The organism is Brevibacterium sp. UMB1308A (assembly GCF_030230605.1).
Classification (GTDB): domain Bacteria; phylum Actinomycetota; class Actinomycetes; order Actinomycetales; family Brevibacteriaceae; genus Brevibacterium.
This window is the reverse complement of sequence record NZ_JASPDO010000009.1, coordinates 14,362-33,602: the sequence shown is the minus strand read 5'-3', so window position 1 is coordinate 33,602 and position 19,241 is coordinate 14,362. Positions and strand designations below refer to the sequence as shown.

Below are 19,241 nucleotides of genomic sequence, written 5' to 3'. Positions count from 1 at the left end.
GGCTAATGTCATTACTTTCAGTAATCATTAATTTTCAATTGGCTTCACAAGCGGGAAAAGAATTGTTTCACGAATTCCCAATCCAGTAAGAGCCATGAGAAGCCGGTCGATTCCCATTCCCATTCCACCTGATGGGGGCATTCCAAACTCCATCGCGGTGAGGAAGTCTTCGTCCAAAGGCATCGCTTCGTCGTCACCCTTTGCGGCGTTACGCGTCTGCACTTCAAAGCGTTCCCGCTGGATAACGGGGTCTACCAACTCTGAGTATCCGGTAGCCAGCTCGAACCCACGCACGTAGAGGTCCCATTTCTCAACAACCCCAGGCTTTGAGCGGTGTTCACGGACCAAGGGCGAGGTGTCAACCGGGAAGTCTGTGACAAAGGTGGGCTCCCACAGCTTATCTTGGTAGAAGTGCTCCCACATTTCTTCCACGAGCTTCCCGTGCCCTCGGAAAACACCTTCCACGTCGATGTTGCACTTTTTGGCAATCGCCAGAAGTTCGTCAACTGTGGTTTCAGGTGTAACGGTTTCCCCGCACTCTTCAGACAGGGTTTCGTACATGCTCACCGTGGCCCATTCGCCACCGAAGTCGTATTCGGTCCCGTCAGCCAGAGTCACTTGCAGCGAGCCAGTGGCTTCTACCGCAGCATTTTGAATAAGCTTTTTCGTCAATTCTCCGATTGTCGAATAATCACCATATGCTTCATATGCTTCAAGCATTGCGAATTCCGGAGAGTGTGTAGAGTCCGCACCTTCATTTCGGAAGTTGCGGTTAATTTCAAAGACCTTTTCCAACCCGCCAACAACAGCGCGCTTGAGGAAAAGTTCAGGAGCAATACGCAAATACAGTTCCATGTCGTACGCATTCATGTGCGTAGAGAATGGGCGTGCGGCAGCACCAGATGGAATTGTCTGCAACATAGGGGTTTCAATTTCAAGGAACCCGCGTTCGTCGAATGTTTTGCGTAGCGACTTCATCACGTCGGAACGAATGTGGACCGTCTTGCGTGCGTCCTCGCGCATGATCAGGTCCAAATACCGCTGACGCATACGGCCTTCGTCGCCCAGCTCAGTGTGCTGCGGTGGCAACGGACGGATCGCTTTGGCCGCCATTTCCCAACGGGAAGCAAAGATCGAAAGCTCGCCGCGCTTAGAGCAAATCACGCGCCCTTCCAAGAAAACAATGTCACCTAAGTCGACATCAGCTTTCCACGCGTCCAGCGCTTCTTGTCCCACCTCGGCGAGGGACAGCATTCCCTGCAAGCGGGTGCCGTCACCAGACTGCAGGGTCACAAAGCAGAGCTTTCCGGTGTTGCGGAAGAACACAACGCGACCAACGACGCCAGCGCGGTCGTCAGTTTCTTCTCCGGCTTCCAGGTGCGGATACGCCTCGCGGATTTCCTGCAGAGTGTGAGTGCGCGGAACGGAAACGGGGTACGCTTCACCGCCTGCGTCGAGCATGCGCTGACGCTTTTCTTTGCGGATGCGCAACTGTTCAGGGTCGAGGTGTTCTTCGTGATCGGTAGGCATGGTCTTAGGCTACCGCGTTTATATGTTCAGCTCCTATTTGGGATCTGTGCTCGACGCCTGCAGCACGTCCAACAGGGCGGTGGCTTGCGTGTCAGTGATCGTGCCGTTTGTGAGAGCACGAGCAACGGTTGCGCGCGCCAAGGCCACATAGGTGTCACGGGTCGCCACGCCTTCCTGTGCAAGGCTGAATTCGGCCAAGGCTCCCAGGTGTGCTTCGACTGTACCGATGTCTCCACGAGACACCGGGCCGGTGAGCGCACTGGGACCAGACTGCAGAGTGTTGTTCACGCTCGCGTCGACAAGCGAGTGCAGAACCTGAGCCGGGTTCTCTAGGCCCACGCTGGCCAACAGTTCCAGCGCCTGGCTGAGGATCACTACCGTGTGATTGGCCGCGTGTGAAATAGCTGCGTGGTACAACGGCCTGTCCGCAGGGGCGACGATCACTGGCTCGGCCCCAATTTCCACCACCAGAGCCTGACCAATCGGCAAAACAGGTTTGGGGGCCGTTACCGCGATCGTTGCCTGGCGCAGACGTGGTAAGTCGATGCTCGTTCCGGTAAACGACAAAGACGGGTGCAACGCAAGGGGGATGGCTCCGGAAGGTTCTAACACCTCGGTCCCATACCGGCCCGCGCAGTGGGCCACAATCTGACCCGAGTTGAACTTCCCCAACTTAGCCAGCCCCGCCACCAATTCCGGGAGGATGTCATCTGGAACCGTGAACAACACCAGTTCGCTGCGCTCAACCACCGTTTCTACGTCCAGAATGGGGACGTCAGGCAACATGGCAGAAGCACGGTCACGGCTGGCTTCAGAACTGGCGGTACACCCCACGATCGCGTGCCCGGCTTCGCGCAGTGCGCGCCCCATCACGGCACCCACGCGCCCGGTCCCCACGATGCCAACGCCCAAGCGAGTCTGGTCCATATGTCCTCCTAGGCTTCGACTCCGTCAAGTACACGACGCGCGCGCACGGTACGTTCTGCGTAGTCGTTCAGCAGTGCATGCCCATCAGCGCCATCGAAGTGGTAAATGTGAGGGTGAACGGGCCCGCTGGTGGAATGGATGCTGATCGACTTGAGCCCCAGGGCAGATTGGAGGGGCCCTTCCTCTAACGCCAGTGACTGCACACGGGCGTGCGGAACCAGCTGAACCGTTCGCTCTAGCACTCCCCTACGCACCACAAGCATGGTGTCGGTGAAAGCAAACACGTTGGATTTCCATGAAATCGGGTCCAGCCACTTAGACGACGCAGGCTGGTGTGTGAACATGCGCGCGGCCGGCCCCACCGGCTCACCCTTGGACTTCTTCAGCGCCGCTTCACGGATCAGGTCACCACCGTGGATGTCCTCAGGAACTCCAGGGTCGGGAAGCACCAACCCCAAAAGCACCATCACCTCATCGAGCGTCCCCACGGGAAGAAGAACAGAGCCTTTGTCGCCCTCAGACGTTCCGGCCAGGTTGAACGTGGCACGCCACCACCCAAATGGTCGCCACAAGATACTCTGGGTCAGTTCGACAGCCTGGATACGGTCCAAAGGGATCATGCTCCGGCGCGTATCCAGCAGCCCGGAGGTGATCGCCAGGCCGTCACCAGTGATCGACACAGCAAAGTTGGATTCAGCAAAACCCTTTTTCACCACTGAGGCAAGACCTGCGATGATACCAACAAAACCGGCCAGCCCACCGAAGCTGAACGATGCGTTGGGCAGTAACGCAATCACGGCCATGGCCACGAGGATCACCAGCGCGCTGAGAACCAACGCAAGCGTCGTCCCGGAAACTAGCCGCGAAAGAATCACGCGGTGCGCCGGAACCATGAGCAACCGGCCGTCGGCACTCACATTGGATTTAATGCGGTACGGCATGAGCACGGAATCCACGGTTTCCGTAAAGTCTTCTGCAACTGTGCTAATCCCGGTGCTCAGACTTGTCGTGATGCGACTTCCGGCAGGCGCACCGTGGCGATGGGCTTTTGCATGGTCCGCCGAGGTCGTTTCCGGGGCCTCAGTGTGCGGACTGTGCGCGGGGATATCTTCGGGGGCGAGGCCAGTCGGGGCGACCTCGGCCGTTGGTTCCGCAGGCGCACGTTTCTCATTCTTCACGGCACGGACTTGCGCGAGCATGTCTTCGCGCAGGTCTTCGGCCTGCTTCTTGGTGAGGAACTTGATAGTGACTTCCGAGCCTTCTCCACCGGCGACGTCGAAAGTGAGTTCCGCCATTCCGAAGATCCGTGCCATGAACCGCTGCCGGATATCGATCGACTGCACACGGTCTAAGCGCGCTTTACGCAACTGTTTGTTAAGGATCCCCCAGCGCGAGTACACCGCGTTGTGGTCAATCGCGTATGCACGCACCCGCCACGACCACCAGTTGAGGGCAATAACTCCAGCAAAAACTGCCACACCTACCAGCAACCAGGCGAGGTTCTTGAGAATAAAGTCGAGCGTTCCGTGTTCGACCGCAAAGACCACAAGCTGAATAAGGTCTTGAACTTGGTTGAACGAGAAGGACACGAATGCCACGACGAGCGCGATCAGCCCCAATCCCACGTCGAGGAACGGGGTGGCGGGGTGGACTCGGCGCCAGTCAAGCTGGTCTGGCTGCGCGTCTCTCTCTGTGGCCGGGGCGTTCTGTGCGTCTGGGTTTTCCTGTGACACCGGCGGCCTCACAATCCGGCCAGGTGAGTTTCACCGCGCTGCGCCAGAAGTTCGCGCAGGTGGTCTGCGTCTTGAGCGGGCAACCCTGGAATGGTTGCGTCTGAGGACGCCGAGGCGGTGTGCAGTTCCACTGTTGCCAACCCAAAGAAACGGCTCACAGGCCCGGAGGAAACGTCGACGAACTGCATGCGCCCAAAGGGCACGACCGTGGTGCTCCGGAACATGATCCCTCGCTGGATGAGCAGGTCATTTTCCCGGATTGCGTACCCCAAGTTCTTCACCTGACGGTAAGCAACGATAACCCACCAGACAATTCCTATGACAGCGGCAGCACCAACTGCGACTGGAACCCACCAAGGAAGAAAAACTGCTGCCACCACGCACGCGACAACAGCAACAACAACGAACCACAAACCGTTCACCAGCCACACGTAGAACAGTTTGCTGTCTACTTGAACGATTTGATCATTCATGCCGGTTCGGTTCCTTCTGGGTCATCGGGAGGCAATTGGCAGTATGACTCTACGATAAGGCCCACAATCATCAAAACCGCTGCGGAGGCTACTGCCAAAAGCATTCCAGCCCCGGTAGAACTGCGTGCGCCACCGCCGGTTGTGAGCAAATACACCGCGCTTCCTGCGTACCACCCGGTGAGGCTCGCGCCGGCAAGCGCGGCGGCTTTAGCCATGATTGCCACGCGAGCGGCTTTCAGCGGGTCGAGGACGCGGGTACGGTCGCCTTCGTTCCACTTTTTAATGGGAAGGCCAACAACCAGAAGAACAACCGAAAGGATCAACATTCCCACGATTGCCAGCCACGGGATTCCTGGCAACACTTGCCCGTAGGATTCCCACATGAAGTTGAACACGTAGGCAAGTGCCAGCCCAAGTAAACCTGCAGTCGCAAGCGTCTTGGGTTTGGTCTGGCTCATGCTCGTTCAACCCCCTGGTCGCCAAGTTCTTCCAGTCGTTCACGAAGCGTCAGCGTTGTGCCGTCTACGTCTATTGTCGCGCTGGGATCAATTTCATGCCAGGGTACGAGCACAAACGCTCGGTTGCCCGCTTCCGGGTGAGGCAGTGTAAGCACCGGATCGGTGAGTGTCAGTTCGGCGGTCGCATCGCCTATGTCCGCACCCCGGCCCAGCCCCTCATGCGAAGTGAACCGGATGAGGTCCAGATCCAACGTGCGTGGCCCCCACCGCACGTCACGTGTGCGGCCGTGCGCCAACTCAACACCTTGGCACACGCCCAACAGTTCATACGCGGACAGCGTAGTTTCAACCGTCATCACCGCGTTGATGAAGTCGTCTTGTTCGACTCCTCCGACGGGCGCGGACCTATACAGCGAGGACCTTTGCAAGACCGTGATGTGCGGGTGCAGGTCAAGCGCGTCCATGGCGCTTTGGACCGTTTCAGCGGGGTTGCCCATGTTGGCACCCACACCGATTACAGCCTGCCCGCCGCGCACCAAGTCCTGCACCAAACGCTCCGACTGGCCCTGGGCACCAGACCTGCGCACGGTCACCGAAACATCTTGGAAGTCCTGATCAATGGGCGCCTGTGGCTTGTGGACTGTGACTTCCACCGAACCCGCCACACGCAACAAATCGCCCGCAATTGCCCACGCCAGAGCTTCAATCAAGTCAAAGGGCTCACCCGTGACGCGGTCCGCCACAATCTGCGCGACATCCGCATAGTTGATGGTGTCTTCTAACCGGTCTGACGCCCCAGCCTGCGCGTGGTCGGCATGCAACACCACGTCGACCACAAAATCTTGACCCTCGCGTTTTTCAAAGTCAAAAACCCCGTGAAAACCACGCGCTTTCAACCCGGTCAGAGTGATCCGGTCGTCACCCATGGAGGGCCCGTTCGGTGACGCTGGCGACCACTGCCGAGGTGCGCACATCGTGGACGCGCACGCCCCAGGCGCGCGCGTGGCAGGCAAGGGCGGTCAACGCCGAGGTGGCAATATCCAAATTGCGTTCGTCCACCTCGGCGCCGGTTTCCTCCAGATGCGAGGACAGGAACCTTTTGCGCGAACCTGCCACCAGCAGCCGGGGACCCAAACTGGCCAGCCGGTCCAGGTGGGACATGAGTGTCCAGTTGTGTTGCGCGTTCTTCGAAAATCCCAGCCCTGGGTCCACGATGATGCGACCGGGGTTCACGCCCGCGTCCACGGCGGCGTCGACTCGCTGGCTCAGTTCTTCGCGCACTTCTTCTACTACGTTGTCGTAGTGGAATACGGCGCCCGCGTCAGACAGCAGGCCACGCCAGTGCATGAGGATGATTTCGCTGTGCGTTTCAGCCGCCAGTCGTAGCATGTCGGGGTCCATTTGCCCTGCTGACACGTCATTGATGTACTGCGCCCCCGCCTCTAAGCAAGCGCGCATGGTGGACGCGTTCATGGTGTCCACGCTCACCGCGATCCCCTGTTTGGCAAGCTCTGTCACCACGGGGAGCACGCGGCGTTGCTCCTCTTCTTCACCCACCCGGGCTGAACCGGGGCGCGTCGATTCGCCTCCCACGTCAATGATGTGGGCGCCGTCTTCGACCATTTGGTGTGCGTGGTCGAGCGCACTCGTGGTGTCGAAGTAGCGCCCGCCGTCAGAAAAGGAATCTGGGGTGACGTTCAAAATCCCCATGATTTTCATGTTGTGCCTCGGATCAAACTCATAGCTTCGGCACGCGATGTTGGTTTGCGCAAGCTACCGCGTACAGCTGACGTAATTGTTGACGCGCCGGCCTTGTCCACACCGCGCATGGACATGCACAGGTGTTCGGCTTCGATCACCACGATTGCGCCCCGGGGCTCCAGGTGTTCCATGAGCGCGTCGGCGATCTGGCCGGTGAGCCGTTCCTGGACCTGTGGCCTGCGCGCGTACAGCTCGACTAAGCGAGCCAGCTTCGAAAGCCCGGTCACACGTCCCGAGGTGTTGGGGATGTAACCCACGTGCGCAACCCCGTGGAACGGCAACAAGTGATGTTCACACGTGGAGAACATTTCGATGTTGCGCACCAACACCATTTCGTCGTGCCCGATTTCGAACGTGGTCGACAACACTTCTGCCGGGTCTTGCCCCATTCCGGCGAACAGTTCCGCATACGCACGGGCTACTCGCCCGGGTGTTTCCTGTAGTCCGTCGCGGTTGGGGTCTTCACCAATCGCGTACAGGATTTCGCGGACCGCTGCCTCAATGCGCGGCTGATCCACCATTAGCGTTCAGTCCACGGTGGTTGCTGGTCACCCGGTGTTCCAGGTTCCGGCACCCCAGGGCCTGCCTGAGGTGGCTGGTTACCGGGGTTTGGGTGCGTGTCGATGGGCGGCTGTCCCGACTCCCCTGGTTGCGTTTGGGGCGCGTCAAGTGGCGCTTCCCACACCTCGGGGCTTTCAGGACGCACACGTTCCGGAACCGCGATAGGCGGAATGTTGGAAACAGGACGCGACGGGTCAGCCAGCCACACATCACGCTTCGGAGCCTTCTTAACCTCGGCAAAGATCTGGGCAAGCTCCGCCTGATCCAAGGTTTCTTTTTCGAGGAGTTCGTGGGCTAAGCGGTCCAGGATGTCGCGGTTTTCATTCAGCGCGCGGTAGGCGTCGGCGTGCGCCGCGTCAACGAGTGCGCGAATCTCCAGGTCGATCTGACGGTAGGTTTCGTCAGATGCGTGAGCTTCTGCACCTTGCCCACGTCCGGCAAACGGCTCAGAGGAAACGTCACCAATCTTGACCATTCCAACGCTTTGCGTCATGCCGTACTGCGTGACCATCTTCTTGGCCGTGCTGGTGGCTTTTTCAATGTCGTTGCTGGCACCCGTTGTGGGGTCGTGGAACACGATTTCTTCAGCAACGCGCCCACCCATCGCATAAGCAAGCTGGTCTAAGAGTTCATTGCGCGTGGTGGAGTACTTGTCTTCGCTTGGAAGAACCATGGTGTATCCCAGCGCGCGACCACGTGGGAGGATGGTCACCTTTGTCACCGGGTCGGTGTGGTTCATGGCAGCGGCAACAAGCGCGTGCCCACCTTCGTGGTACGCGGTGACCAAACGTTCTTTATCGTTCATGAGGCGGGTACGCTTCTGTGGCCCTGCGATCACGCGGTCAATCGCTTCGTCCAGGATTCGGTTGTCGATCTGCGTGCGACCCGAACGTGCAGTAAGCAAAGCAGCTTCATTGAGGACGTTCGCCAAGTCTGCACCAGAGAAACCTGGGGTGCGTTTAGCGATTTGCCCAAGGTCCACTTCAGGCGCAAGCGGTTTGTTGCGCGCGTGGACTCCCAGAATGTGTTGGCGTCCCTTCATGTCGGGGACTTCCACGTTGACCTGGCGGTCGAAACGTCCAGGACGCAAAAGAGCGGGGTCCAGAACATCGGGGCGGTTGGTTGCCGCAATGAGGATCACGTTGGTGGTGGCGTCAAAACCGTCCATCTCAACGAGCAACTGGTTGAGCGTCTGTTCGCGTTCGTCGTTACCGCCACCCATTCCGGCTCCACGCTGACGACCAACTGCGTCGATTTCGTCAATAAAGATGATGGCCGGTGAGTTGTTCTTAGCCTGTTCGAACAGGTCGCGGACACGTGAAGCACCCACACCCACGTACATTTCAACAAAGTCGGAACCAGAAATAGAGAAGAACGGCACGCCCGCTTCTCCAGCAACAGCACGGGCCAATAGGGTTTTACCGGTTCCGGGAGGGCCGTAGAGCATGACACCCTTAGGGATCTTGGCTCCCAAGTCCGTGAACTTCTTTGGTTCAGCCAGGAACTCCTTAATTTCCTGGAGCTCTTCCAGCGCTTCGTCTACACCCGCAACGTCCTTAAACGTGACGTCAGGGTGTTCTTTGTTGACCATTTTTGCTTTGGATTTACCAAAGTTCATGATCCCCTTGGCGCCCCCGGACATCTGCGAGAGCAGGAACCAGAAAATGGCCAAGATGATGACGAACGGGATGACGTTGAGAAGCAGAGAGGTGAGGAACGACCGCTTAGGAACTTCGTCGGTGTAGCCCTTTTTAATGTCAGCGTCGTTGATCGCCTTGATGACCTGATCTCCACGTGGCTCCACGTAGAAGAATTGCACGCGCTTGCCGTAGTTCCGGTCGTCGACCTTGTAATCTTCGGTCAACACCATGTCTACACGCTGGTCACCGTCAACAACCTTGATCTGTTCCACGGTCTTGCCGTTGAGCAGTTCAAGTCCCTGTTTGGTGTCGATGCGCTGGTAGCCACCCCCGGACAGCCACATCATCCCAATAGAAACGATGACAATTGCGAGCACGATCCACAGGACGGGTCCACGCGTCAACTTCTTCACGCCGGACTTGCTGGAATCCTTATTGTCGGGCCCTTTAGGTTCCCGACGTTTCAGATCGTTGTTGTTGTTGGCCATTAATTCTCTCTGTACGTGCTTGCGGGTCGTTCTTGCAGGACTACTAACTGTAAACGTGTGGCGCTAGAGTCGCGACAAACGGTACGTTGCGGTACTTCTCGGCGTAGTCTAGCCCGTATCCCACAACAAACTTGTTAGGAACGTCAAAGCCTACATAACGCACATCAATGTCGACCTTAAGGGCTTCGGGTTTGCGCAACATGGTGCAAATCTCCACCGAAGCCGCACCGCGGGACTTAAGGTTAGACAGAAGCCACGAAAGCGTCAGACCAGAGTCAATAATGTCCTCCACAATCAGGACGTGCTGGTCTTTGAGGTCCGTGTCGAGGTCTTTAAGAATCCGGACAACACCAGAAGACTTGGTGCCGGAGCCGTAGGAAGATACAGCCATCCAGTCCATGCGAACGTGCGAGTGCAGGGCACGGGCCAGATCAGCCATCACCATGACAGCGCCCTTGAGGACTCCCACTACCAGAAGGTCTTTACCTTCGTAGTCCCGGTCGATGTCGGCTGCGAGTTCAGTGAGTCGGTGTTTGATCTGTGTTTCGGTTACCAAGATCTCTTCAATGTCATCGCCCAGGTCGCGCTGATCCACGTTGCGTCCTTTCTTGTTTTCGCTGCTCGTTTTAGCTTACCTGTAAATGGGTGCTTGCCCGTCACGCCTGCGGAACTGGACGTCACCGGCGCGGGTGCGGACCACCTCGGCGGCGGGAGGACACGACACCGCACCTGTCCGCACTCCTGTCAGCAGGTCATCAATTGCGGTGACGTGATGGAAGCCCGCTTCGTTGGTGGGCGAGAATTGCCACAGCCAGTCCCGGATCACGCGCGTGCGCAACGCGACAGGCAACTCAGCGGCGGTGTGCAGAAGTGTGTCACCGCGGATGTGCGCCTGGGCGTCGGTTTGGGATTCCAGTTGGTCGGAGTCCATGGCCAGAAGGCGGGCGGTACGTGCCAGGTTGGCGTACACGCCGGGGCCTGCGACCTCGGCGAGCGCGGGCATCAGCTGGGTGCGCACTTTGACCCGTGTGAAGCTGGGGTCTGAGTTCATGGGGTCGTTCCACACGGGAATGTTTTGCGCGGTGGTGGCGGATTCGGTTTCGGCCCGGGTGATGCCCAACAGTGGGCGGATATACCGGCCGGCGCGGGGCCTCATGCCGGCAAGGGATCGCGCGCCGGAGCCCCGTAGGAGCCCCAACAGCACGGTTTCGGCCTGGTCGTTTTGTGTGTGGGCCAGCAGAACGCCCGCAGCTCCCCTCTCCTTGGCTACCCGGTCGAGGGCCGCGTACCGGGCCGTGCGCGCGTCGGCTTCAAGGCCGTCCGAGGTCGCCGTCACCTCCGCTGTTTCAACGGTTGTGGTGAGTCCCAGGTCGGTCAGCGCCCGCTGGGTGCGGGCTGCGACCTCGGCGCTTCCTTCCTGTAACCCGTGGTCAACGGTGACCGCTACAAACTCATAGTCCTTGCGGGTGAGGAACGCGCATGCGGCGGCCAGGCTCATGGAGTCCGCTCCCCCGGATACCGCAATGAGGTATGTGTGACCGGGTTCCAGCGCGTCTTCGACAGCTTTGCGGATTTTCGCCGAGGCGGGATCCAGCCTGGGTCGTCTAGGCACGGATGCGCTCCAGCCAGAGTTCGGGGTTGCCCAGTTCCGCCTTAGTTGGCAGGTTTTCAGGCGCTTGCCACAGTGGGTGCAATCCGGCATGGCCACGGTGCTTGACGACTCCGCGGATAAACGCGGCGCCGGTGGTGTACTGATCCATTTTGTTTTGGAATCCCAAGAGTCGGTTCAGCCCGTTGACGCTGGTGGCTCGCCTGCGGTCGAATGCGCGGCGGATTCTGGCAACAGTGGGGATCACGGATGGCCCGCACGAGTCCATGACGACGTCCGCGTGGCCTTCGAGCACGCTCATGACCGCGGTGATTTCGTTGACTGCTTGACGTTTGTCGGGGGTGGTGATGGCGTCGAGCAGAGACCCGCCTTTGAGCGCTTCAATCCAGTTTTCGTCTTGCGTGGACTTTTGTACCAGGATGCTCACTCGCTCAATCATGTAGTCCCGCAGCCACGGGGCCATGGCGAACTGCACGCGGTGGGTTGTTTCGTGGAGGGTCACCCACAGGCGGAAGTCGCGGGGATTCACTTCAAGCCGCCGCTCAGTTTCTAACACATTGGGTGCGACCAGCATGAGCCTGCGGTGGGAGCCCAGCGGGTCGAACTGGCCTAGGACCCGCCCGGCCAGGACGGCAAGCACGGTGCCCAGTTGCGCGGAACCCACGCGAACCACTGGGTTGATGCGGAAGATGGACGGTTTGGGCGGGGTCATGAAACTGGCGCCTAGCTCTGCGAATGTCTGGGCGTTAGCGGTGAGCCACCCCATCCGGTCGACCACTAAGACGGTGTCGCCGGTGACAGTGTTGCGGACGTTGTCTTCCCATTCCCGTGGCAGGTTGACGGTGCGGAGGACCAAATCGACCGAGGTGTCCGCAGCTTCGCGCAGATCCTGCACCAGGGTGCGGGCAGTGTCCGCGTCAGGAATGGGTCCAGGGGCTACGAGTTCACGTCCGGTGCGCACAACCGTGGGCACGTGAAAAGGTTGTTCGGTCACCCTGAGCACCCACATTCTGCTAACGCAGTAACTGCTTTGTCTACGATTTGACGCGCTTCGCCTGCCCCGCCGCGTTCTAGACCGTCGGCCATGATGGTGAAGGTGAGGAGGCGACCGTCCTTGGTGGTGACTACACCGGACAGGCTGGTCACGGTTGCCAAGGTTCCGGTTTTGGCGCTGACGACTCCGGCAGCTGACTCAGTTTCTGGGTCGTCATAGCGTTTGACGAGCGTGCCCGAAAGCCCTCCCACCGGCATGTTGGGGAGAAGCTCTGCTAGTTCTTCACGTTGGGCGACACTGGTGATGATCTGGGTGAGTTCGTTGGGCGAAATCCGGTTGTCGTAGTTAAGCCCTGACGTGTCGCCCAGAGTGATCGACGCGGTGTCGAGTTTCATGTCCTTAAGCTGATTGAGCACAGCTTGCGGGGACGCCTCAAGCCCTGGTTTGTCGCCACGTTTGATGGCCACTTCGACACCCAAGTTTTCCGCAACCACGTTGTCGGAGTGCAAGAGCATGTATCGGATCACGCTGCTGACCGGGGCAGATTCCACTTGAGCTGCTTTCTCAGCAGACTCCGGCGTCGCTTGGGGCTTTTCCACCTTTACGTCGATCCCGCGGTCTTTGAGCGCCTTCTCAAAGTCTTTGACGGCACGGTTCACGGGGTCTTGTTCACGCGAAGAAAAGCGTGCGCGCTTCACCAACCCGGCGTCCACCATGAGTGGTTTGACGGGCGCGATATAGCCGTTGCCAATGTCTGCCCGGTCCCATTTCTTGCGAAAGTCGGCGCCTTCATACCGGGAGACGTCCGCGCGCAGCGTCACGGAGGTGCGACCTCGGTCCTTTAAGAACGCCGAGGTGGTTTCTGCCAGTGTTCCTAGCCCTGCGTGCCCAATGATTGAGTTGGGGTCGGACTCGCCGGCGCCAAGTAACACGTCTCCCCCACCTTTGAGAAACAGGGTGTCGCCGTCAAGGAGGGCTTCTGTTGTGAACCGGCTGGAAGGTCCCAGCGCGTCCAGGGCTGCGGTGGCGGTGAGAACTTTGGTGACCGAGGCGGGTGTCCGGGCTCGGTTGGCGTCCTTGTCATAGAGTGTGTCGCCTGTTTTGGCGTCCCGGACTTCGGCAGAGAACGCGGACGGGTCTTTTGCGGAGTCGAAGACTGGGTCGAGCCGATGTTTCAGATCGTGTGGCACAGGCGCGTCATCTGCCAGCGCGGGCATGTCGACAGAGCTGTGCGATTCAGGCGCGGGCTGCGGAAGTGCTTGCACTTCGATGGGTGGCTTGGTGGTGAGGAAACCAGGAGCGATGTCCGCTACGTCAAGAGCTACATAACCTGCGAGCGCTACGATCACTCCCGCACTGGTGATCATTAGACCGTTTTTTCGGTTGCGTTCTTGACGACGACGGGCTTTTCGACTGGTCATACTCTTCCAATTGAGATTGTGGGTGAGGGGTGGTGCTTTCACCAGTGCACTCCGCTTATTATTCTCTATGCTAAGGGAGGTATCTCTCAGGCGCGTTTTCCGTGCGTGCCTACTAGCCAGCACTAGCCAGAAATGGAGCATTCATGGAGCTTTTGGCCACAATCGAAATTCCTGCCGGTTCGCGCAACAAGTACGAAGTGGACCACGAAACCGGGCGCGTCAAACTGGACCGCTACCTGTTCACCTCGATGGCTTACCCCACCGACTACGGGTACTTCGAAGACACCTTGGGTGAAGACGGTGACCCACTGGACGTTCTGGTTCTGCTCCACGAATCAGTGTTCCCTGGTTGCCAGCTTGACGCTCGCCCTATTGGTGTTTTCAAGATGGTTGACGAAGCTGGTGGTGACGACAAGGTTCTGGCTGTTCTCGCCGATGACCCACGCTTCGACGACATCACTGATGTGAAAGACATTTCGAAGTTCCAGCTCGATGCGATTGAGCACTTCTTTGTTCACTACAAGGACCTGGAGCCAGGCAAGTACGTCAAGGGTTCCGAATGGGCTGGCCGTGAAGAAGCCGAGCGCATCGTGAACGAGTCGATCGAGCGCTTCAAGTCCGAAGGACACTGAGCTGATCGTTTGTGCTTCAGCGATCTGAAGTGCCAACGAGCCATCTCATAGTTAGGTTGACCTAACAAGATGATCCAAGTGCCGTGTGTCACAGTACACACATGCACTTGGATCATCTTTCGTTTGCGGCACAGCCAGATGGATACCAGGCAACAGCAGAACGCCTGGCTGAGAAACTCGGCTTGTCTTTTTACGATGGTGGAGTGCATCCACGCTTCGGAACCCGCAACCTGATTTTCCCTCTTACGGGTGGCCACTATGTTGAGGTCGTCGAGGCGCTTGAACACCCGGCAGCTTTTGCAACCCCCTATGGCCAGGCGGTGCGTGCACGGTCCGAGCTGGGTGGCGGCTGGATGGGTTGGTGCGTGCGCACCGACAATCTGACTAGCGTAGAGGAGCGCCTGGGGCGCAAGGCTGTTGACGGTAACCGACAGGCCGTGGATGGCCCGGAACTCGAATGGAAGCAGATCGGCGTCAAGGGGCTCATGGCAGACCCTCAGTTGCCGTACTTCATTCACTGGCTGTCACCCGTTGCGGATCAGCCGGGGCACTGGAAGTCACCAAGTAGTGACGTTGCGATCAAGTCCTTGCAGATAGCAGGTAACCGCGACAGGGTGCGCGAATGGCTGGGAACTGACGACCCTAAGCCGATTCCAGAAATTGGGATCGACTGGACGGCACCCAATGCGGCGCCTGGCCTTATTTCGGCCACATTCACCACGCCTCAGGGCGAGGTTGTGATTTAAGCCTGGCACTGTTTTAGGCCAGCGCTGTTTACAGCGACACGTCTTATGCGTCTACAGCGTGAAGGATTCCAGGTGCGGTGAACCCCACCACGTCAATGAACGTGTGCGCCCACACAAACGGCATGACTGAACCGCGGATAGAACGCGGGCCAAAGAAGTATAGGTAGCCAAAGAGCAGGCCCATGAGCACGTTGCCCACAAACGGCCCGATCCCCTGGTACAAGTGGTAAGAGCCACGAAATAGCGCCAGGCTAATGATTGCCACCCATGGGCTGATGCGCATTTTGTGTAACCGGTCGGTGGCGTAGCCCAGAAGCAAGACTTCCTCTAAGACCCCGTTCTTGATGGCGTGCAGGATGAGCACGGGAACGGTCCACCAGTAGGCGTTTAGGTTATTGGGCATGATCTGTGCTGTGATCCCCAGCGTGCGCCCCAGGAAGTAGACCCCCAAAGTGCCTACACCGATCACCGCGAATAGGCCCGCACCCCACAAGATGTGAACCAGCCAGCCACGCAGGTTGCCGGGCCACCCCATGCGTGTGCGCAGTGACGGGGTGGATGGGGCGGTGTCCTTGTCACGGGCCATGAGCCACATAGCAAGGGCCACCGGGACCACCGCAAACCCAATCCCTAACAGCTGGTACAGCAGGTCAAAGAGCGGACGGATGGACTCCGAGGTGTTGAGTTTGGCCTGTGCGTCAGAGATGGGTCCACGGGTGGAAATGTCAACGAGGCGCACAATCGCGTAGATCGCGGACTGCCCCAGTGAGACAGCCGCGATCAGTGCGAGTTCAGCTCCCCAGCGGGAACGGTCAGCTTTCACTGCGTGCTTCGGCCTTGTCGATCACGCTTGACCGTGCCATTTCCTTGATGATTTTCTTTTCGCGGCGACGTTCCTTGAAGCCTTCGATCAGCTGGTACAGAACGGGCACCAGGATCAGGGTCAGCAGGGTTGAGCTCACAAGTCCACCGATCACCACAATGGCCAGTGGCTTGGAGATGAACACACCGCCTCCACCAGTGAGGCCAAGTGCCATCGGAATCAGCGCGAAGATCGTGGCAGCTGCGGTCATGATGATGGGTCGGAACCTCAAACGAGCGCCGTTGATCACCGCGGTACGCAGGTCCACACCGTGAGCACGGAAATGGTTGATGAGGTCAATCAGCACGATCGCGTTAGTGACTACAACACCGATCAGCATGAGAAGACCAATCAACGAGGCCAGTCCTAGTGGGGTGTCTGTCAGCAGCAGAAGCCCAATCGACCCGGTGGCAGCGAATGGGATCGACACCAGGAGAATGAGCGGCTGGATCAGACTCTTAAACGTGGCAACCAGGATCACGAACACGATCAGGATCGCGGCAAGCATGGCCAGACCCATCTGCTTGAACGCATCGGCCTGTTCGGCACCCACACCAGACGTGTCCTGAGACACGCCGCTTGGCAGTTCGGTTTCGTCAACCTTGTTGTTCACCGCTTGTACCACTTGGCCCAGGTTGTCCCCTGAAGGTGTCACGCTGATCTGTGCGGAGCGGAGACCTCCCGAGTGCCGAATAACGGGCGCGGTTTTGATTTCTTCAACCTTCGCGATCTTGGACAGGCGAACAGTTTTCTCTTCCGTCGTTGGCGTGCCGGGCATTCCCGGAATTGGAGAAGCCTGAACAGTCTGTTCCGTGTACGGGATCTTGAGGTCTTCCAGCTTCTTGACGGTATCGGCAGATCCATCGAACAATTTCACGCTACGTGTCGATGAGTCAACGATGAGGTCACCAATGTCCTGACCTTCGATCGCGCGTTGCACATACTCACTGACTTGAGCTTCAGTCAGGCCCTTTTCTTTGACTTTCTTTGCGTCAACCGAAACTTGAACAATCGGTTGCACGGCCTGCAGGTCATTGGTAACGGTTTGCACGCCGTCGACGTCCTTCAGCTCTTCTGTTAGCTTCTTGACACCATCTTCCAAGGCCTTGGTGTCGTTAGAGGTGAGTGTCAGGTCGATGGAGTCACCACCGGGGCTTGAAGTTGCTGACATCACTTCAAGTTCGCCTACACCATCAAGTTCGTCAAAGCGTTTTTGGATGTCGGCAGACACCTCCGAGGTGCTTGCCCCCGTTTCGAGGTTGATGAAGTAGTCGCCGGAAAGTCCACCTCCGTCACTTCCGAATGAGAGACCTGCGTCGCCGATGGAGAACTGGTAGGACTCCACACCGGGGGTCTTCGAAAGCACTTCTTCGACCTTTTCAGCTTGTTTTCCGGCTTCTTCTAGACCAACCCCAGGTTCGAAGGTCTGTTGAGCCTGAACAGTTTCTTCGCCGGTGTCACCCAAGAATTCAGTCTTCAGCAACGGAGTCATGGCCAAGGTTCCCACGAGCAAGACCACACTGACCACAATCGTGACAACAGGATGACGCGTAGCCCACCGCACTACGGGGGTGTAGGTCTTTTGCAAGCGAGTCTCAGGTGACTTGAGGCTGGCAAGTTCGTCGACCTCGGCCGCGGAACCTTCATCCTCACCCAGCACAGAGGCTGCGGTTTTGCCAACCACAGGCATTTCCGAGGTGGCCCTGCGTGGCCCGGTTCCTCCGGCGCGCGCACGCTTGCGGCTCTCTTTGCGTTCCTTCTTCCACTGCTTGAGGTTTTCCTTGCGCAGGGTACGAATTTCTTGCTTGTCCGATCTGGTGAGCTTGACACGCGATTCACGTGCACGCAGGAACCAGTACGCCAATACCGGAACGATAGTGAGCGACACCAGCAGCGAGGACAAAAGCGCGATCGAAGTGGTGAGCGCAAATGGGCGGAACAACTCACCCGTCTGTCCCGTGATGAACGCGAGCGGAATGAACACCGCAACCGTGGTCAGAGTGGACGAGGTGATCGCCCCGGCGACTTCGGATACGGCGGCGAAGATGTTCGCGAACTTGGTGCCGCCCAAGGTTTGGCGACGGCGGATCGATTCGATGACCACGATCGAGTCGTCCACAACGCGCCCAATAGACATGGTCAACGCCGCCAAGGTGAGCATGTTCAGCGAGTAACCGGTACGCCAGATCGCGATCATGGTGATCAGCAAGGACAGCGGAATGGAGATCGCTGTAATTGCGGTTGCGCGGAATGACAGCAAGAACACCAGGATGACCAAGACGGCGAAGATCAGACCCAAGCCACCTTCACGCACCAGATCTTCGATTGACTGGTTGATGTAAGGAGACTGGTCGAAGACCGTGGTGAACTCGGCATTGTTGCCGATTTTCTTTTCCAGTTCAGGCAATACGTCTTTGACGCCTTCCGCCACATCCACCGTGTTGGAATCAGGTTTCTTAAGGACTTGGATAGTCAGGGCATCTTTGCCGTTCGACCGTGAAATCGATGTGATGGGTTCGTCTTTAAGTTCAATGTCAGCGACATCGCCCACCTTGACCGGCTTTGGTTTGCCGTTCTTTTCTCCTGTGACATAGAGGTTTTTGATGTCCTCAACAGTGGTCAGACGCTTTCCCACTTCGACGGGGGCGGCACCGTTCGATGCTTTAAGTTCACCTGCGGAAACCGGGACACCGTTGGTCTTGAGGATCTGGGCAAGTTCGTCAAGTTGCACACCCTTGTCTTCCATGCGCTTTTTCTTGACCCGGATCTCAATTTGTTTTTGTGTTTGGCCTGAAACAGACGCGTCGCGAACGCCGTCGATCTTCTTCATTTCAGGGACCGCGATGTCTTCGAGGTCCTTTGACAGCTTTTCGATGTCGTCACCGGATACGGACATCACGAGGACTGGGAAGTCGTCAACGGACCCTGCGATCACCGTTGGGGTCACACCGTCAGGGAGCTGGCTTTCAACTTGTGACACGGCGCGTTGAAGTTCGCGAACAACGTCGTCCGAAGAGGTGCCGTACTTCGTTGTGACAGTGATCTGGCTGTTTCCCGTTGAGGAGGACGAAGACACCTCGTCCACCGACTGCACGCCAGCCAGCGCGGACTCAAGGGGGTCAGTCACTTCCCGTTCGACCGCCTCGGGGGCGGCCCCTGGGTACTGGCTAATCACAATGGCCTGAGGAACGTCAAAAGAAGGAAACAGCTCCTTCTTGAGACTGAACGTGGCTATGGTCCCAAAGATGATGGCGACGACGGTCACAAGTGCGATGAGTGAGCGGTTTCGCAGGCTCAGTCTCACAAGATGTTTCACAAGTTCCTCTTTCAGGTCTGGGCTACTGCTCAATCCTACTTTTGGGACGGGCGTGACGTGGTGCGGTTTTCCCCACAGTGTGCGTGGAGA

The 19,241-nt window shown here is 58.2% G+C and carries 17 protein-coding genes; 2 read left to right on the top strand and 15 right to left on the bottom strand.

Translation table 11 applies throughout. The features are described 5' to 3' along the window. Positions 1-27: 27 nt before the first annotated feature. The 13 genes from lysS to dacB are packed head-to-tail and all read right to left on the bottom strand — an operon-like array spanning position 28 to position 13,595. A complete protein-coding gene (gene lysS / locus QP868_RS05710) occupies positions 28-1,530 on the bottom strand; it encodes a lysine--tRNA ligase (RefSeq protein ID WP_284925647.1) in 1,503 nt (500 codons plus the stop codon). 33 nt (positions 1,531-1,563) lie between these two features. Beyond that, a complete protein-coding gene (locus QP868_RS05705; RefSeq protein WP_284925646.1) occupies positions 1,564-2,457 on the bottom strand; it encodes a Rossmann-like and DUF2520 domain-containing protein in 894 nt (297 codons plus the stop codon). Between the two features lie 8 nt (positions 2,458-2,465). Next, complete coding sequence (locus tag QP868_RS05700) at positions 2,466-4,190, bottom strand: PH domain-containing protein (RefSeq protein WP_284925645.1); 1,725 nt, start codon at positions 4,188-4,190, stop codon at positions 2,466-2,468. 8 nt (positions 4,191-4,198) lie between these two features. After that, positions 4,199-4,663, bottom strand: coding sequence for a PH domain-containing protein (locus QP868_RS05695; protein WP_284925644.1), 465 nt, complete (start codon positions 4,661-4,663; stop codon positions 4,199-4,201). Further along, positions 4,660-5,121 (bottom strand): DUF3180 domain-containing protein, encoded by a 462-nt coding sequence (locus QP868_RS05690; protein WP_284925643.1) that lies wholly within the window; start codon positions 5,119-5,121, stop codon positions 4,660-4,662. Before QP868_RS05690 ends, QP868_RS05695 begins: the two co-directional genes overlap by 4 nt. After that, the gene (gene folK / locus QP868_RS05685) at positions 5,118-6,047 is read right to left on the bottom strand and encodes a 2-amino-4-hydroxy-6-hydroxymethyldihydropteridine diphosphokinase (RefSeq protein ID WP_284925642.1); all 930 of its coding nucleotides are present in this window, start codon (positions 6,045-6,047) and stop codon (positions 5,118-5,120) included. The genes QP868_RS05690 and folK overlap by 4 nt, the downstream gene beginning before the upstream one ends. Beyond that, entirely contained in the window at positions 6,040-6,831 is a 792-nt protein-coding gene (folP, locus tag QP868_RS05680) for a dihydropteroate synthase (RefSeq protein ID WP_284925641.1), read from the bottom strand. Before folP ends, folK begins: the two co-directional genes overlap by 8 nt. Before the next feature lie 5 nt (positions 6,832-6,836). Continuing rightward, positions 6,837-7,403, bottom strand: coding sequence for a GTP cyclohydrolase I FolE (gene folE, locus QP868_RS05675; protein ID WP_284925640.1), 567 nt, complete (start codon positions 7,401-7,403; stop codon positions 6,837-6,839). Then, positions 7,403-9,571 carry an ATP-dependent zinc metalloprotease FtsH gene (gene ftsH / locus QP868_RS05670; RefSeq protein ID WP_284925639.1) on the bottom strand — a complete coding sequence of 723 codons (2,169 nt, stop codon included), beginning with the start codon at positions 9,569-9,571 and terminating at the stop codon, positions 7,403-7,405. The genes folE and ftsH overlap by 1 nt, the downstream gene beginning before the upstream one ends. 43 nt (positions 9,572-9,614) lie before the next feature. Then, a complete protein-coding gene (gene hpt / locus QP868_RS05665) occupies positions 9,615-10,166 on the bottom strand; it encodes a hypoxanthine phosphoribosyltransferase (protein WP_005883997.1) in 552 nt (183 codons plus the stop codon). Positions 10,167-10,202: 36 nt separating this feature from the next. Next, positions 10,203-11,183, bottom strand: coding sequence for a tRNA lysidine(34) synthetase TilS (gene tilS, locus QP868_RS05660; RefSeq protein ID WP_284925638.1), 981 nt, complete (start codon positions 11,181-11,183; stop codon positions 10,203-10,205). Beyond that, on the bottom strand, positions 11,176-12,174 hold the full coding sequence (locus QP868_RS05655; RefSeq protein WP_284925637.1) for a zinc-dependent metalloprotease: 999 nt from the start codon (positions 12,172-12,174) through the stop codon (positions 11,176-11,178). The genes tilS and QP868_RS05655 overlap by 8 nt, the downstream gene beginning before the upstream one ends. Next, entirely contained in the window at positions 12,171-13,595 is a 1,425-nt protein-coding gene (gene dacB, locus QP868_RS05650) for a D-alanyl-D-alanine carboxypeptidase/D-alanyl-D-alanine endopeptidase (RefSeq protein WP_284925636.1), read from the bottom strand. The genes QP868_RS05655 and dacB overlap by 4 nt, the downstream gene beginning before the upstream one ends. A gap of 143 nt (positions 13,596-13,738) precedes the next feature. Here dacB and QP868_RS05645 point away from each other — a divergent pair, with 143 nt between their 5' ends. Both QP868_RS05645 and QP868_RS05640 read left to right on the top strand, forming a co-directional pair. Continuing rightward, positions 13,739-14,227 (top strand): inorganic diphosphatase, encoded by a 489-nt coding sequence (locus QP868_RS05645; RefSeq protein WP_005883990.1) that lies wholly within the window; start codon positions 13,739-13,741, stop codon positions 14,225-14,227. A gap of 101 nt (positions 14,228-14,328) precedes the next feature. Beyond that, on the top strand, positions 14,329-14,973 hold the full coding sequence (locus tag QP868_RS05640) for a VOC family protein (protein WP_284925635.1): 645 nt from the start codon (positions 14,329-14,331) through the stop codon (positions 14,971-14,973). Between the two features lie 43 nt (positions 14,974-15,016). Here QP868_RS05640 and QP868_RS05635 read toward each other — a convergent pair whose 3' ends face one another. Next, positions 15,017-15,796: a CPBP family intramembrane glutamic endopeptidase gene (locus QP868_RS05635; RefSeq protein ID WP_284925634.1), complete on the bottom strand. Its 780-nt coding sequence runs from the start codon at positions 15,794-15,796 to the stop codon at positions 15,017-15,019. After that, entirely contained in the window at positions 15,786-19,151 is a 3,366-nt protein-coding gene (locus QP868_RS05630) for an efflux RND transporter permease subunit (RefSeq protein WP_284925633.1), read from the bottom strand. The genes QP868_RS05635 and QP868_RS05630 overlap by 11 nt, the downstream gene beginning before the upstream one ends. Positions 19,152-19,241 lie beyond the last annotated feature (90 nt).

Bases quoted from the DNA above. Each gene is read 5' to 3' on its own strand.
- QP868_RS05690 (WP_284925643.1), bottom strand. From the start codon at position 5,121: ATGAGCCAGACCAAACCCAAGACGCTTGCGACTGCAGGTTTACTTGGG.
- folE (WP_284925640.1), bottom strand. From the start codon at position 7,403: ATGGTGGATCAGCCGCGCATTGAGGCAGCGGTCCGCGAAATCCTGTAC.
- QP868_RS05645 (WP_005883990.1), top strand. From the start codon at position 13,739: ATGGAGCTTTTGGCCACAATCGAAATTCCTGCCGGTTCGCGCAACAAG.
- QP868_RS05640 (WP_284925635.1), top strand. From the start codon at position 14,329: ATGCACTTGGATCATCTTTCGTTTGCGGCACAGCCAGATGGATACCAG.
- dacB (WP_284925636.1), bottom strand. From the start codon at position 13,595: ATGACCAGTCGAAAAGCCCGTCGTCGTCAAGAACGCAACCGAAAAAAC.
- lysS (WP_284925647.1), bottom strand. From the start codon at position 1,530: ATGCCTACCGATCACGAAGAACACCTCGACCCTGAACAGTTGCGCATC.
- folP (WP_284925641.1), bottom strand. From the start codon at position 6,831: ATGGGGATTTTGAACGTCACCCCAGATTCCTTTTCTGACGGCGGGCGC.
- QP868_RS05695 (WP_284925644.1), bottom strand. From the start codon at position 4,663: ATGAATGATCAAATCGTTCAAGTAGACAGCAAACTGTTCTACGTGTGG.
- QP868_RS05705 (WP_284925646.1), bottom strand. From the start codon at position 2,457: ATGGACCAGACTCGCTTGGGCGTTGGCATCGTGGGGACCGGGCGCGTG.
- folK (WP_284925642.1), bottom strand. From the start codon at position 6,047: ATGGGTGACGACCGGATCACTCTGACCGGGTTGAAAGCGCGTGGTTTT.
- ftsH (WP_284925639.1), bottom strand. From the start codon at position 9,571: ATGGCCAACAACAACAACGATCTGAAACGTCGGGAACCTAAAGGGCCC.